Below are 14,120 nucleotides of genomic sequence, written 5' to 3'. Positions count from 1 at the left end.
GGTTCAGTCTATGGCCATGACCTCTGCGGCACCACGCCCGATGAGGTCGGCGGCGACCTCCTCGCCGAGGGCCACGGGGTCGGTGCCGGAGGCGGTGTGGGTGAGCTGGGTGGAACCGTCGAGGGCGAAGACGCCGGCGGTGAGCGTGATGGTGTCACCGTCGAGGGTGGAGTGGGCGGCCACCGGCGCGGTGCAGCCGGCCTCGAGCCGGTTGAGCACGATACGTTCGGCGGTGGCGCAGGTGAAGGCGGCGGCGTCGAGAAGCGAGTCGATGGCGGCGCGGGCCTGCTCGTCGTCGACGCGGCACTCGATGGCCAGGGCACCCTGGGCGGGGGCGGGGAGGATGGTGCCGGCGTCGAAGACCTGGCTGGCGCGGTCGCCCTGCTCCACGCGGGACAGGCCGGCGTAGGCGAGGACGACGGCGTCGAGCTCCCCGGAGGTGACCTTGCCCATGCGGGTGTCGATGTTGCCGCGCAGCGGACGGATGTCCAGGTCCGGTCGGTGGGCGCGCAGCTGGGAGATGCGGCGCGGGGCGGAGGTGCCCACCCGCGCCCCCTCGGGCAGGGTGTCCAGGGTGAGGCCGTCGCGGGCGATGAGCGCCTCGCGGGCGTCGGCACGCACGGGGACGATGAGGTGGAAACGCTCGTCCGGCGCGGTGGGCAGGTCCTTGAAGGAGTGGACGGCGATGTCGCACTCGCCGGCCGCCATCGCGTCGCGCAGCGCCTGGGTGAACACGCCGACGCCGATGCGCTCGACCGGCGCCATGTTGACGTCGCCCGCGGTGGTGACGATGTGCAGCTCTGCGTCGAATCCGGCGGCGATGAGCGCATCACGCATGTGGCCGGCCTGGGTCGTCGCGAGCTTCGAGCCGCGGGTACCGATCTTCAGGGTCATACCTTCTCCTTCACAGTTGTGGCGGGGTCCTCGGTCAGTTTGCCCTCCGGCAGGTCAGCGACGTCGACGGCGACGGACGGCCCCTCGGACGCGAGCCCGAACAACTCCTGCAGGGCGGACTCGTAGGAGACGACGCCGGACTCCGCGGCGAGCTTCTTCACCCGCACCGTCGGCTGGTGGAGGAGCTTGTCGACGACCCGGCGCACCGTCCGCGTCACCTCCTCGAACTCCGCGTCGTCGATGGTGGGGGTCCGGGAGCGCAGGCGCTCCAGCTCCCCCTCCACCAGCTCCGCGGCGTGCCGGCGCAGCGCCGACACCGCGGGGACGACGTCGCGGACCCGCTGCTCCGAGCTGTAGGCCTGCAGTTCCTCGGCCACGATCCCGAGCGCCTCCTTGTGCCCGGAGTGGTGGTCGCCCCGGCCGGAGATGGTCTTGTGCAGCCGTTCGATGTTGACCAGGTGGACCCCGTCGAGGGTCGCGGTGTCGTCGTCGATGTCCCGCGGCATGGACAGGTCGATGAGCATGAGATCCTCCACCCGGTCGTCCGGGACGTCCGCGGCGGTGATGGTGAAGTCGTCCGCGCCGGTGGCGGAGACGGCCAGGTCCACCCGGGACAGGGTGGCCGCCCGGTCGTCGAAGTCCACGACCTCGGCCGTCACCCCCGCCTCCCGGGAATGCTCGGCCAGCCGCTCGGCCCGGGAACGGGTGCGGTTGGCGATGATGAGCTTGTCGATGCCCAGCCGCCCCAGGTGCGTCGCCGCCAGCGACGCCATCGCCCCGGCGCCGAGCACCAGCGCGGTGCGGCCGGTGAGCACGGAGGTGCCCAGGTGGCCGAGGGCCTCGTCGACGGCGACGGAGACCATCGAGGCCCCCGCGTCGTCGATGTCGGTCTCGGAGTGGACGCGCTTGCCGGTGTGCAGCGCCGACTGGGCCAGGGAGTGCAGCGCCGGCCCGACGGTGCCTTTGCCGGATGCCTCCTGGTACGCGGTGCGGACCTGGCCGATAATCTGCTGCTCGCCGACCACCATGGAGTCCAGGCCCGAGGCCACCACCATCATGTGCTCGGCGGCGGCGTCGGCGTAGCGGACGTAGAGGTAACCGCGCAGGGTGTCGATGTCCACGTCGGAGATCTCGTGGAGCACCTCCACGACGTCCTGGACTCCGGAGTGGAAGGAGTTAGTCACGGAGTAGATCTCGAGCCGGTTGCACGTGGAGACGATCATCGCCTCACTGAGCGCGGGGCGTTCCACCAGGCGGGAGGTGGTGTCGTTGCGCACCGTCTCGTCCATGCTCAGTCGCTCCAGCAACGCCACCGGCGCTGACCGGTGCGACATTCCCACGACGAGCACACTCACGTTTACCTTCACCGCTTCCCGTTCAAGACCTTGCACGTGCCAGACCCCGGGGCGGCGGGCGCCTCGGGGCGGATCAAACAAAAGGATACCCCCGCGGTGTCGGAAACCCGCATTCAGTCTCCTGGGTGCACCCGCCGGGAAGGATCAGACGTCCGCAGCCAAGGCGGCGGCCAGCTCCGCGTCGTCGACCTCCCAGCAGGAGAACTCCTCCCCGTCGAGCACCACCACCGGCACCCGGTCGCCGTACTCCATCGCCAGCTCCCGGTCATGATCGACGTTGCGCACCCGCAGACTGGCCCCCGCCGCCGCCACCACCGGGGTGATCTGCTTCTCCACCCGGGCACAGGACCCGCAGGTCGTGCGCACCATCAGTTCCACCTCATGGGTGTTCGTCTCCGCCATGGCGTCCACCTTCCGTTCCCGTCAGGGCGCGCACGGTCGCGGGCGCGCCTACGATGGACACGATAAACGAGCCGGTCTGCGGGCGGCTCCCCCCATCCCTGACAGGAAGGCACGGACACCGTCATGGACGCAGTGGACCCAGTGGACCCAGTGGACCCACTGTCCGCCGAATCACCCCGGGAGTTCCTCGCCAGCTGGAGTGCCTCCCGCGGCAACCTGCGCCGATTCCTCGAGGACCGGGCGCTGCCCCCGCTCGACGAACAGTCCCAGCGCACCGCGGGCGAGGCCGCCGCCGCGGCCGCCGTCCAGGAGACCTTCGAGAATCGAGCTCGACGCCTTCAGCGCCGGCGTGGACTCCGTGTCCAGCTCGATCCACAGCGCCGGCGGCATCCACCTCAACCTCCCCGACCCGGACATTCCGCAGGACATCGGTGCCGCCGCCTTCTTCGACGTGGACAACACCCTCATCCAGGGTTCCTCGCTCATCGTCTTCGCCATGGGGCTGGCCCGGAAGAAGTACTTCCGCCTCTCCGAGATCCTGCCCATCGCCTGGAAGCAGCTGAAGTTCCGCGTCACCGGCTCCGAGGACGCCCAGGACGTCGCCGCCGGCCGCACCCAGGCCCTGGAGTTCATCCGCGGCAAGAACGTCGCCGACCTCGTCGAACTGTGCGAGGAAATCGTGGACACCCGGATGATCGACAAGGCGTGGCCCGGCACCCGCGAACTCGCCCAGATGCACCTCGCCGCCGGCCACCAGGTGTGGCTGGTCTCCGCGACCCCGGTCCAGCTCGCCCAGATCCTGGCCGAGCGCTTCGGGTTCACCGGCGCGCTGGGCACCGTCGCCGAGGTCGAGGACGGGCGTTTCACCGGCCGCCTGGTCGGCGACATCCTCCACGGGCCCGGCAAGAAGCACGCCGTCGCCGCCCTGGCCGCCATCGAGCAGCTCGACATGTCCCGCTGCACCGCCTACTCCGACTCCATCAACGACATTCCCATGCTGTCGATGGTGGGCACCGCCGTGGCCATCAACCCGGACAAGAAGCTCAAGCAGGAGGCCGCCCGCCGGGGGTGGCAGGTCCGCGACTACCGCAGCCTCCGCCGGGCCGTCCGCGCCTACGGCCTGCCCGCCCTGGCAACCGCCGCCTTCAGCCTGGGCAGCTGGCGGATCTTCCGCCGGGGCCGGGGCCCGGGCGGTCCGGGCGCTTCGGGGCCGGCAGCCCCCGCCCGGCCGTAGGCCTTCCCGGACAGCCACCCGGATACAGGAGAAGGGCCGCCGGCCACCCTCCGAGGAGGTGTGTCGACGGCCCTTCAGCCCAAGTCGAGGCTTACTTGCCCAGCTTACGACGCTGCACGCGGGTGCGGCGCAGCATCTTGCGGTGCTTCTTCTTGGACATGCGCTTGCGGCGCTTCTTGATGACAGAACCCATGGGGTTTCCTCATTTCGTCTTCGAGTACGTACGTAACCTGCTGACCATTCCGCGGACCCGGTGAAAGGTCACCGACACCGAGGTGCACGCTCGGCGCGAACGGATCGTCAGCACGAATGCGGACCATCTTACCTGTCAGTGCCCGAGCACCACAAAGCCGGGTGTCCTGACCCCGGGGGCACCAGCGGTGCCCGGGATCACCACCGGCGCCCGCCCTCCGGGGAGGAGCGGGCGCCGGTGATGTTCTTACCAGGGGGTGAGTGTCTGACCGACCGCTCTACCCGACCTCGTAGTACGAGGAGTCGAGGTAGTCGTTGACCGCCTTCTCGTGGACGCGGAAGGAGCGACCCACGCGCACGGCCGGCAGGTCACCGGAGTGGACCAGCCGGTACACGGTCATCTTGGAGACGCGCATGATCTCCGCGACCTCCGCGACCGTCAGAAACGTTCCCTTGTCTGCATTAGCCATAATCTTCTAACCCTTCAAGCAAGCGGGCGCGCTGCAGGCTTCCCCTCCCGCAGATCGGACACGCACGTGCTTGGACAAGCTTAGCGTGAATTGTGTGACTGTTGCGACTTAAGTGCCGGGAATTTCTTCGTAGTCCCCCGGGCGGGGTGGCGCGACGGCCTCACCGAGCTCCGCGGAACGCTGCGCACAGGCCTCGGTCGCCCGGAAGAATGCCCCGCGGATACCGGATTCCTCCAGCTCACGAAGGGCGGCGACGGTCGTGCCCGCCGGAGAGGACACGTTGGCGCGCAGCGTCGCCGGATCCGAACCGGAGTCGGCGAGCATCTGGCCGGCACCGGCGGCGGAGGTGGTGACGAGCTTCTCGGCGACGTCGCGGGTGAGGCCGAGGGAGACGCCGGCGTCGATAAGCGATTCGGCGACGAGGAAGAAGTACGCCGGCGAGGACCCCGCCAGCGCCGTCACCGCATCCATGTCAGACTCCTCCACCGGGACGACCTCACCCACGCTGGAGAGCAGCTCCGTCACCTCGGCGAGCTGATCCTCGGTGACGAAACGACCCGGCGCCACCGCGTTCATCCCCCGCCCCACGAGCATGGGGGTGTTCGGCATCACGCGGATGACGGGGGTTCCCGCGACGACGGCGTCCTCCATCGACGCCAGCGGGATACCCGCCGCCATGGACACCAGCACCGTGGCGGTGTCGTTGCCGTCGAGCGAGTCGGAGATCTCCCCCAGCAGATCCACGATGTGCTTCGGCTTCACACAGAGGAACACCACACCCGCACCCTCAACGGCCTGCTGGTTGTCCGTCGAGTCGCGCACGCCGTACGCCTCGCGCAGCTCCTGGCCACGCTCCGGGCGACGGTTGGTCACCGTGATGGACTGGGGGTCGACATTGGCGTTGACGAGGCCGGAGATCAGCGCCTCGCCGATCTTCCCGCCTCCGATTACTGCGATATTGGTCATGTCCCCACCCTGCCACGACAACGGCCCCGCGGCACCAGTGCAGGTGAGCGGGGCCGGAGAGGCGCGATGAGGCTAGATCATCACGACGACGAGGGGGCCGAAGGTCATCACGAGACCCACGACCGCGGCCAGGAACATCGACAGCCCGTCGTTGGCGGTACGCAGCGCGCGCACCACCGCGACCATGCCCACGGTCACCAGCACGGCCAGCACCGCCACGATCGGCCGACTGAGGTTGTCCCACAGCATCTCGAAGCCCTTGAACACCACGACACCGAGCACGACACCGATGATCGCCAGCAGCACGACCCCGGTGATCGAGGTCTTCTCCTCCACGGCGTCATCGTCACCGTCCCGCGTATCGACGTCACCCTCGTCCACCGCCGCGTCATCCTCCCGGACCGCGACATCCGCCGCCGTGGATCCGGAGGTCGCCGCTGCCGTGGTGGCGGCCAACGGATCCACCTGCGGAATCTCACCGGTCTCGTCGACACTCGGGGCCGGGCGCTTCGGCGCACTCACGGCCGCCTGCCGGGTGGTCTCCGGGGCAGTCCCGTCGTCCGCAGCGGACTCCTCGCCTGTCCGGGCCGTGATCTTCTCAGCCAGTGTCCGGCCGGCCGGCTCAGCGGTTCCGCTGTCAGCCTTGTCCTCGGCCTGATCCACCTTCTGGAAGACCACGGTCTGGTCCCCCGACGGTGTCGGCGTTGGGGTGTCAGAGTTCTCGTCCTCAGCCCCCGCGTCGTCGCGGGAATCCGTCGTGGATGGGGTGGGCTTGTCAGCGGCGGGGGCGGCCATCGTCGGCTTGGGCTCGGACGTGGCCTCGGGCTTTGCCTCATCCGTTGCCTCAGCCTGGAGCTCATCCCGGGCACCGATTCCTGCATTCGGCTCCGAAACTGCTCCGGATTCAGGCTTCAGACCGACCTTTTCGGAGCTCTGCGCAGAGGGCGCATCCTCCTTCTTCGGGGTCGGCGTGACGGCGGGTGCGAGCTTGGCATCGGCCTTGCTCTCCGCCTCCGGACCAGCCTCCGGCCCAGGTTCCGGGCCGGTCGTGGGGTCCGAATCCTCCGGACCGTCAATCGGGACGGAGGAGTGACGGGACTCGGCGGGCTTCTCCTTGACGGCCGGGAAGGAACCGGTCAGCTCGGCGACGGAGATGCCACCGTCCTCGAGACTCCGGCGACGCCGGCGGCGGGGCTTGTCCCCCTCCGGGGTCTCCTTGCCGGCCCGAGCCAGCAGCTCGGCGACGGTCAGCTGTTTCTCGCTCATGGTCTCGTCCTTTTCTGGTCAACGGCGTCTACGGTCTCCACGGCTCGGCCGTCGGCAAGTCCCTTGTCGATGCGTCGGAGGATGACACCTTCGCGCAGCGCCCACGGGCAGATCTCGATCTTCTCCAGCCCGAGGGCACGCATACTCGCCTCCGCGACGAGCGCACCGGCGACAATCTGGTGCGAGCGGTCGGAGCTGATGCCCTCTAGCTCTGCGCGGTCGGCAGCCGTCATGCGGGAGATGAAGGCGATGAGCTGGCGCAGACCCGGCGCGGTGAGGGTGCGTTTGACGTAGGGCCCCTCTGCGCTGGGGGCGGCACCGGTGAGGCGGGCGAGAGTGCGGAAGGTCTTGGAGGTGCCCACCGCCAGGCCGGCGGTGCCGTAGGCACGCATCTGCCGGGCGGGGTCGACGAGTTCAGCGTCGATGTAGTCGCGCAGGAGGTTGATCTTCTTGCGCTCCGGCGGGTCGGTGTCGAACCACTGGTGGGTGAGGCGGCCGGCGCCGAGGTCGAGGGACACCGCGACGTCGGGAAGCTCGTCGGAGCCGGTGGACAGCTCGAGGGAGCCGCCGCCGATGTCGAGGTTGGTGATGCGGCCGGCGGACCAGCCGTACCAGCGGCGGACCGCCAGGAAGGTGAGTCGGGCCTCGTCCTCGCCGGAGAGGATCTCCAGGCGGACGCCGGTCTCCTTCTCCACGTGGTCGAGGACGGCGTCGGAGTTGGTGGCGGAGCGGACGGCCGAGGTGGCGAACGGCATGATCTCGGAACACCCGAGGGTGTTGGCCAGATCGGCTGCCTCGCCGACGGCGTTGGTGAGCTTGCGTAGCCCCTTGTCGTCGATGGCGCCGTCGTCGTCGACGAGCTCCACCAGTCGTAGGGTCGTCTTCCAGTCGCTCATGGGGGTGGGGTGCCCGCCGTTGCGGGCATCCACTGCCACGAGGTGGACAGTGTTGCTGCCCACATCCAATACACCTAGTCGCACATGTATCAGGGTAGACGGTCTACGGTGTGCAAGTGTGAATCGCCCGCGCCCTCGCCAGGTTTTTCTTGGTTTCCCCGAATCCTCCCCCGCCGGCCGTCAGATCGTGGCGGGCCGGGAGGCTGCCCCGGACTTTCCCCGGGAATGGTTCGAGTTCGTCAATCCCGAGGATCCGCACCACACGTTCCAGATCGACCTGACGTGGCTGGAGTCGTTCTGGAGCTGTCAGTTCGGTACCGACCGCTGCGGCGGGATCGACAGATCGCAGCCGGATGTCGGCTGCTGTGTCCACGGCGCGTATCTCGCCGATGAGACGGACCGGGATCAGCTGTACAACGCGGTGGCGGAGATGCCGGCGAAGTACTGGCAGAACCGCCCGGACAACGTCGACGCGTATCTGCGGGAGGCGGACCCGGTGGCCCTGGAGCCGTGGCTGGTGTGGGACGAGCTCGATGATGAGGACGGGGAGCCGGAACCCGCACTGAAGACCCCGGTCGTGGGCGGTGCCTGCATCTTCGCCAACCGGGCGGGCTGGCCCACCGGTACCGGTTGCGCCATCCACCAGTGGGCCGTGGCCGAGGGCCGGGATCTCACGGTGGAGAAGCCGGAGGTGTGCTGGCAGGTGCCCCTGCGCCGGAACGAGGCCTACGAGGACCGGTCCGACGGAGTGGAGATCCTCCGTACCGTCATCGGTGAGTACGACCGTCGGGGCTGGGGCAACGGGGGCGAGGACTTCGACTGGTGGTGCACCGGTGACTCCACCTGCCACACCAGCGACGTGCCGATGTGGCGGTCCTATGAGGCGGAGCTGGTGGCGCTGATGGGCCGGCCGTCCTATGACGTCCTCGCCGATCATTGTCGACGCCGCGCCGCCGCCGACCTGCACGCCGCAGCCCACCCGGCGAGCGTGAAGGCGGGATGGGCCTGACATGTCCGTGACGTTCGCCCCCATGTGGCGGGTCTCCTGGCGGTCCGTCCTCGCGCACCGTGGCCGGATGCTGCTCACGTTCATCTCGGTGGTGCTCGGCACGGCGTTCATCTCCGGTTCCCTCCTGCTCACGACGGCCCTGGAGAAGTCCTTCGACTCGATCATCGATGCGGGCGTGGAGGGGATCGACGTCGGCCTGGTCGGCAGCCAGACCTCCCCGCAGGGCGTGCCGTTCACGGTGCTCGAGGAGATCTCCTCCTGGCCGGAGGTCCGCGCCGTCAACGTCATCGGCGACGGCCCCGGCACCCCGACCGGCACCCGGGCCGCAGGCGATTCCGGCATCATCGTCATCCTCCCCGACGGCACTCCCCTGCAGGCCGGATCCTCCGGCGCCCACCCGGCGGCGGCCCATCCCCCGGAGAACACGGTCGGCCCGGTCCCGGACATCACCGACGGTGCCGCCCCGGCCACCCCGGAGGAGGTGCTGATCAACTCCTCGGCCGCCGAACGCGCTGGCCTGAACGTCGGCGACGCGATCCAGGTGATCACCCCCGCCGAGCAGGTCACCGTCACCGTCTCCGGCATCTACGACTCCCCGCGGGACATCGCCGGCTGGGTGGGGGTGATGTTCACCCCGGAGCGCTACCTGGAGATGTTCACCCTCAACGACTACGCCTCCCAGGCCGTCATCGCGGCCGCCGAGGACGCCGACCCGATGACGGTGCGCAACCGGATCGGTCAGACCTGGCCGTGGCTGACTCCCCTGCTCCCCGAGCAGATCGCCGAGCGGATGAGCGGCAGCGTGGTCCAGCAGATGGAGTTCGTCCGCTACGTGCTCGTCATCTTCGGCGCCATCGCCCTGCTGGTCGGCGCGTTCAACATCGCCAACACCTTCGCCATGGTGGTCGGCCAGCGCACCCGGGAGTTCGCCCTGCTGCGTTCCATCGGGGTGTCCACCGCCCAGGTCGCGGTGTCGGTCATCGCGGAGGCCGCCCTCGTCGGGCTGGTCGGCTCGGTCGTCGGCATCGCCGTGGCCTTCGCCCTCGTCGCCGCGTTGCTCGGCTACTTCAACACCGGCGCGGGCGAATTGTCCCACATCGACTTCCAGTGGACGTGGCAGGCGGTGACCATCCCGCTGGCCTTCGGTGTCATCATCACCATGGCCGCCGCCGTCGCCCCGGCCCGTCGGGCCGGCATGCTCCCTCCGGTGCAGGCCTTCGATCTTTCCGACGCCCGCTCCTCCCGCGCCCCGCGCCTCACCCTTCTGGCCGCGGGGGTTCTCGGCGGGGTCGGCGCCGTGCCCCTCGCCGCCGCCGCGTTGATCACCACGATCAACGGGATCACCCCGAGCGTGGAGGCCCGGCTGAGCCTCATCGCCGTCGGCGTGGTGGCCATGTTCACCGCGCTCGCCCTCGCCGGCCCGACCCTGGTCACGGCCGCCGGCCTGACCCTCGGAGCCGCGCTGACACTCCCCCTCGGTGCGGTGGGCACCCTGGCGCGCCGGAATTCGGTGCGCAACCCCCGCCGCTCGGCAGCCTCCGCCCTGGCGCTCGCCCTGGGCGTCGGTCTCGTGGCCTGCGTGGGCACCATCGGTTCGACGACGAAGGCCAGTGTGTTCGGCATCGCGGAATCCTCGGTGACCTCGCCCTTCGTCCTCGACAGCCTCGCGGGTTCCTCCCTCCAGGGCCAGCCCGGTTCCACCTCCGGGCTGTCGCTGCCGCCGGAGACCCGGCAGCGGGCGGAGTGGACCACCGGCGTCGAGGACGCCGGCACCCTCATGAACGTGCCCCTGCGGGCGAACAACTGGGACCACCAGACCACGACGGTCCTCGACGCCGACTTCACGCAGTTCATGTCCCTCGGCATCCTCCAGGGCACCGTCGGTGACGCCTCCGAACCCGCGGTGATGATCTCCGCGGAATACGCCGACCAGACCGGACTGCAGGTCGGTGACCTCATTCCGCTGACGGCCTACGAGGGCGACGAGGCGGACGCGGTGTGGATCCCGGTGTCGGCGGTCTACACCGACACCTCCCTGCTCGGCCACCTGGCGGTCAGCCTGCCGGCGGCCGCGGCGGTGGTGGACAACCTGGAGTCGTTGATCACCCGGGTGTCCGTGTTCGTCTCCGCCGACGGCTCGGTCTCCGACGAACAGCTGCGGCACAACCTCACCAACGTCATGGACCCGCTGCTGGTGGTGCAGGTGAAGTCGAAGGCGGAGTACGGCAGCGCCCTGGGCACCCAGATCAACCAGCTGCTGCTCATCGTCTACGCACTGCTGGCCCTGGCGGTGATCATCGCCAGCCTCGGGATCATCAACACCCTCATGCTCTCGGTGGCGGAGCGCACCCGGGAACTGGGTGTGCTGCGGGCGGTGGGGCTGCAGCGCCGGGAGATCCAGTGGATGGTCCAGATCGAGTCGTTGATCATCTCCATCCACGGCGCGGTGGTGGGCATCGCGTTGGGCACCTCCGCCGGGTGGGCGGCGACCCGGGTGCTCGGGTCCAAGGGGATGGCGAGCCCGGAGATCCCGTGGCCCCAGATCGGCCTCATGGTCGGCGCCTCGATCATCCTCGGCGTCGTCGCGGCGCTGATCCCCGCGATCAAGGCGTCCTACACCCCGGCGCTCGAGGCCATCGAGCGCTGATCAGGCCTCGAACTTGTACCCCAGGCCGCGGACGGTGACCAGCTGCTTGGGGCGCGAGGGCTCTTCCTCGATCTTGGACCGCAGGCGCTTGACGTGAACGTCGAGGGTCTTGGTGTCGCCGACGTAGTCCGCGCCCCAGATCCGGTCGATGAGCTGGCCACGGGTGAGCACCCGGCCGGCGTTGCGGAGCAGGTACTCCAGCAGGTCGAACTCCTTGAGCGGCATGGGCACGGGCTCTCCGGCGACGGTGACGGTGTGGCGTTCCACGTCCATGGTCACCCGGCCGCCGGTGAGGATCTGCTCCTCGACGTCGTCGAACACCACGTCCGGGTCGGCGCCGCGACGCAGGACCGCCCGGATCCGGGCGATGAGTTCGCGGGAGGAGTAGGGCTTGGTCACGTAGTCGTCGGCACCGAGTTCCAGGCCGACGACCTTGTCGATCTCGGAGTCACGGGCGGTGACCATGATGACGGGGACGGTGGAGGTGGCACGCAGCTGCTTGCACACGTCGGTGCCGGACATGCCCGGGAGCATGAGATCGAGGAGGACGATGTCCACGTCATTGCGTTCGAACTCCACGAGGGCGGTCTGGCCGTCACCGGCGGTGATGACCTCGAAGCCCTCCTTGCGCAGCAAGAACGCCAGCGGATCGGCGAGGGATTCCTCGTCCTCGACGATGAGAATGGTCGTCATGATGCTTTGTCCTTTCGACGTGTGGCCACCCGGGTGACCGCTTGCCGCAGCGGTCCGGCTGCCTGAGTCTCATCATCCCCGATGACGGGCGTGTCGTCCGTGTCAGGCTCGGGATGATGTATCGGAAGTTCGATGGTGAACGTGGATCCGGTCCCCGGTCGGGACCACAACTTGATATTACCGTTGTGGTTGGCCACCACATGTTTGACGATGGCCAGCCCCAGGCCGGTGCCCCCGGTGGAGCGGGACCGGGCCTTGTCGACGCGGAAGAAGCGCTCGAACACGCGCTTCTGGTCCTCCGGGGAGATGCCGATACCCCGGTCGGTGACGCGGATGAGGACGACGTCGGAATCCACGATCTTCTGTGACACCGACACCGGCACCGACTGCGGTGAGTAGTTGATGGCGTTGGAGATGAGGTTGGAGACCGCGGTGACCAGGAGAGACCGGTCCCCGAGGACGAGGACACCGGAGTCGTTGCCCTTGGTGAGGGTGATGTCGGCGTTGTCGGCCGCCACCTGGTTGCGGGAGAACGCCTCGGCGATGACGTCGTCGACGGAGACCGGCTCCATCTCCGGCAGGGCCTCGGCACCCTGCAGTTTGGACAGGGAGATCAGTTCGTTGATCATGTCCGCCATGCGGTGGGCCTCTCGGTGGAGGCGCTGGCCGAAGTACTCGACGTGCTCCGGGTCGTCGACGCCCTCCATGAGTGCCTCCGCCAGCAGCGCCATGCCGCCGACGGGGGTCTTGAGCTCGTGGGAGACGTTGGCCACGAAGTCGCGGCGGGCGGACTCCATGCGGACGTTCTCGCTCTCGTCGGTGCCGTAGACGATGACGAAGCGGTCGTCGACGAGCGTGAGCGGTTTGATGAACGCCCGGACCGAGGAGACCCGGCTGCCGGTGCGGCGTCGTGTGACGGTCAGGTCGAGGGTGCGGCTCTCCTTGTCGTCGAGGACGACGGTGGCGACCTCCCAGACCTGCTCGTTGACCGAACGGTCGTGGACCAGGTTCATGTCGTGGGCCCGGGCGTTGGAGAGGATGACCTCGCCGCCGCGGTCGAGCACGGCGACGCCGGTGGGTGAGCCCTGGATCGCCAGGTGGAGCACCTGGCTGATCGTGGTGACCTGGTTGTCCTCCAGCGTGGCGGTGGACCGGTAACGCGCGAAGCGTTTACGCGCCCAGCCGAACGCCGGAAGGGCGACGCCGGCGACGGCGACGCCCAACAGAAAGGCGAGGACGGAGGACACGCCCTAACGGCTACTTGCCACCCTGCGCCGCGACAGCGGCGGCACCGGCCTGGGCGGCCTCGGGATCGAGGTAGGTGCCACCCGGGTTGACCACGGTGCCCTCGGCGTCGAGCTCGTAGATCAGCGGGATGCCGGTGGGGATGTTGAGGGCCGCGATGTCCTCGTCGGAGATGTTGTCCAGGTGCTTGACCAGGGCGCGCAGGGAGTTGCCGTGCGCGGCGATGAGGACGGTCTCGCCCCGCTTGGCGCGCGGCAGGATCTCCTGCTCGTAGTACGGGATGAACCGCTCGACGACGTCCTTGAGGCACTCGGTGCGGGGGACGGTGTCCAGGTCGGCGTAGCGGACGTCGTCGGACTGGGAGTACTCGGCGTCATCGGCCAGCTCCGGCGGCGGGGTGTCGTAGGAACGGCGCCAGGCCATGAACTGCTCGTCGCCGTACTTGTCCTTGGTCTCGGCCTTGTTCAGGCCCTGCAGGGCACCGTAGTGGCGCTCGTTGAGACGCCAGTCACGGATGACCGGAATCCAGTGGCGGTCCGCGTGGTTGAGGGCGATGTTCGCGGTGCGGATGGCACGACGCAGCAGGGAGGTGTACACCACGCCGGGGAGCAGGTCAGCCTCGACGAGGAGCTCGCCGCCGCGCTTGGCCTCGACCTCGCCCTTCTCGGTGAGGTCGACGTCGACCCAGCCGGTGAACTGGTTGGATTCGTTCCACTTGCTCTGCCCGTGGCGCAGAAGAATCAGCTTTCCGTTAGTCATACCTCCTAATATGCCACCTCCGCGCCGGTCGCGCCGTGCTTCCGGGCGAGGAAGGCCGGCCGGACCACTACGGTCGGGGGTAGAGCGGGTGG

At 69.0% G+C, this 14,120-nt stretch carries 13 protein-coding genes and 1 pseudogene; 3 read left to right on the top strand and 11 right to left on the bottom strand.

The features are described 5' to 3' along the window. Nucleotides 1-3 precede the first annotated feature (3 nt). The 3 genes from hemC to QP029_RS05475 all read right to left on the bottom strand — a co-directional run bounded on the left by hemC (nucleotide 4) and on the right by QP029_RS05475 (nucleotide 2,651). On the bottom strand, nucleotides 4-894 hold the full coding sequence (gene hemC, locus QP029_RS05485; protein ID WP_284875811.1) for a hydroxymethylbilane synthase: 891 nt from the start codon (nucleotides 892-894) through the stop codon (nucleotides 4-6). Then, on the bottom strand, nucleotides 891-2,249 hold the full coding sequence (locus QP029_RS05480; protein WP_284875810.1) for a glutamyl-tRNA reductase: 1,359 nt from the start codon (nucleotides 2,247-2,249) through the stop codon (nucleotides 891-893). Before QP029_RS05480 ends, hemC begins: the two co-directional genes overlap by 4 nt. Before the next feature lie 144 nt (nucleotides 2,250-2,393). After that, nucleotides 2,394-2,651 (bottom strand): glutaredoxin family protein, encoded by a 258-nt coding sequence (locus QP029_RS05475; protein ID WP_284875809.1) that lies wholly within the window; start codon nucleotides 2,649-2,651, stop codon nucleotides 2,394-2,396. 123 nt (nucleotides 2,652-2,774) lie between these two features. Here QP029_RS05475 and QP029_RS05470 point away from each other — a divergent pair. After that, nucleotides 2,775-3,885: pseudogene (locus QP029_RS05470) on the top strand (HAD-IB family hydrolase). Nucleotides 3,886-3,976: 91 nt separating this feature from the next. On the opposite strand, the gene QP029_RS05465 reads toward QP029_RS05470, so the two are convergent. From QP029_RS05465 to QP029_RS05445, 5 genes are all read right to left on the bottom strand, one after another. Next, on the bottom strand, nucleotides 3,977-4,078 hold the full coding sequence (locus QP029_RS05465) for a 30S ribosomal protein bS22 (RefSeq protein WP_003855542.1): 102 nt from the start codon (nucleotides 4,076-4,078) through the stop codon (nucleotides 3,977-3,979). Between the two features lie 277 nt (nucleotides 4,079-4,355). Beyond that, a complete protein-coding gene (locus QP029_RS05460; RefSeq protein ID WP_284875808.1) occupies nucleotides 4,356-4,547 on the bottom strand; it encodes a helix-turn-helix domain-containing protein in 192 nt (63 codons plus the stop codon). 108 nt (nucleotides 4,548-4,655) lie between these two features. Further along, a complete protein-coding gene (proC, locus tag QP029_RS05455; protein ID WP_284875807.1) occupies nucleotides 4,656-5,513 on the bottom strand; it encodes a pyrroline-5-carboxylate reductase in 858 nt (285 codons plus the stop codon). 72 nt (nucleotides 5,514-5,585) lie between these two features. After that, nucleotides 5,586-6,779 (bottom strand): Rv0497 family membrane protein, encoded by a 1,194-nt coding sequence (locus QP029_RS05450; RefSeq protein ID WP_284875806.1) that lies wholly within the window; start codon nucleotides 6,777-6,779, stop codon nucleotides 5,586-5,588. Beyond that, on the bottom strand, nucleotides 6,776-7,759 hold the full coding sequence (locus QP029_RS05445; RefSeq protein ID WP_284875805.1) for a Ppx/GppA family phosphatase: 984 nt from the start codon (nucleotides 7,757-7,759) through the stop codon (nucleotides 6,776-6,778). Before QP029_RS05445 ends, QP029_RS05450 begins: the two co-directional genes overlap by 4 nt. A 34-nt stretch (nucleotides 7,760-7,793) precedes the next feature. Here QP029_RS05445 and QP029_RS05440 point away from each other — a divergent pair, with 34 nt between their 5' ends. Both QP029_RS05440 and QP029_RS05435 read left to right on the top strand, forming a co-directional pair. Continuing rightward, nucleotides 7,794-8,684, top strand: a complete 891-nt coding sequence (locus tag QP029_RS05440) for a DUF3109 family protein (protein ID WP_284875804.1) — start codon at nucleotides 7,794-7,796, stop codon at nucleotides 8,682-8,684. A 67-nt stretch (nucleotides 8,685-8,751) separates the two neighbouring features. Continuing rightward, nucleotides 8,752-11,331: an ABC transporter permease gene (locus tag QP029_RS05435; protein ID WP_284876161.1), complete on the top strand. Its 2,580-nt coding sequence runs from the start codon at nucleotides 8,752-8,754 to the stop codon at nucleotides 11,329-11,331. Here QP029_RS05435 and QP029_RS05430 read toward each other — a convergent pair whose 3' ends face one another. Genes QP029_RS05430 through QP029_RS05420 form a run of 3 tightly spaced genes read right to left on the bottom strand, consistent with a single transcriptional unit; the run spans nucleotide 11,332 to nucleotide 14,028 of the window. Further along, nucleotides 11,332-12,024 carry a response regulator transcription factor gene (locus QP029_RS05430; protein ID WP_284875803.1) on the bottom strand — a complete coding sequence of 231 codons (693 nt, stop codon included), beginning with the start codon at nucleotides 12,022-12,024 and terminating at the stop codon, nucleotides 11,332-11,334. Continuing rightward, nucleotides 12,021-13,271, bottom strand: a complete 1,251-nt coding sequence (locus tag QP029_RS05425) for a sensor histidine kinase (RefSeq protein ID WP_284875802.1) — start codon at nucleotides 13,269-13,271, stop codon at nucleotides 12,021-12,023. Before QP029_RS05425 ends, QP029_RS05430 begins: the two co-directional genes overlap by 4 nt. 10 nt (nucleotides 13,272-13,281) lie before the next feature. Beyond that, nucleotides 13,282-14,028 carry a phosphoglyceromutase gene (locus QP029_RS05420; RefSeq protein ID WP_284875801.1) on the bottom strand — a complete coding sequence of 249 codons (747 nt, stop codon included), beginning with the start codon at nucleotides 14,026-14,028 and terminating at the stop codon, nucleotides 13,282-13,284. Nucleotides 14,029-14,120: the final 92 nt, after the last annotated feature.

The sequence above is a fragment of the Corynebacterium suedekumii genome (genome assembly GCF_030252185.1).
GTDB lineage: Bacteria > Actinomycetota > Actinomycetes > Mycobacteriales > Mycobacteriaceae > Corynebacterium > Corynebacterium suedekumii.
This window is presented reverse-complemented; position numbering and strand designations above follow the sequence as displayed.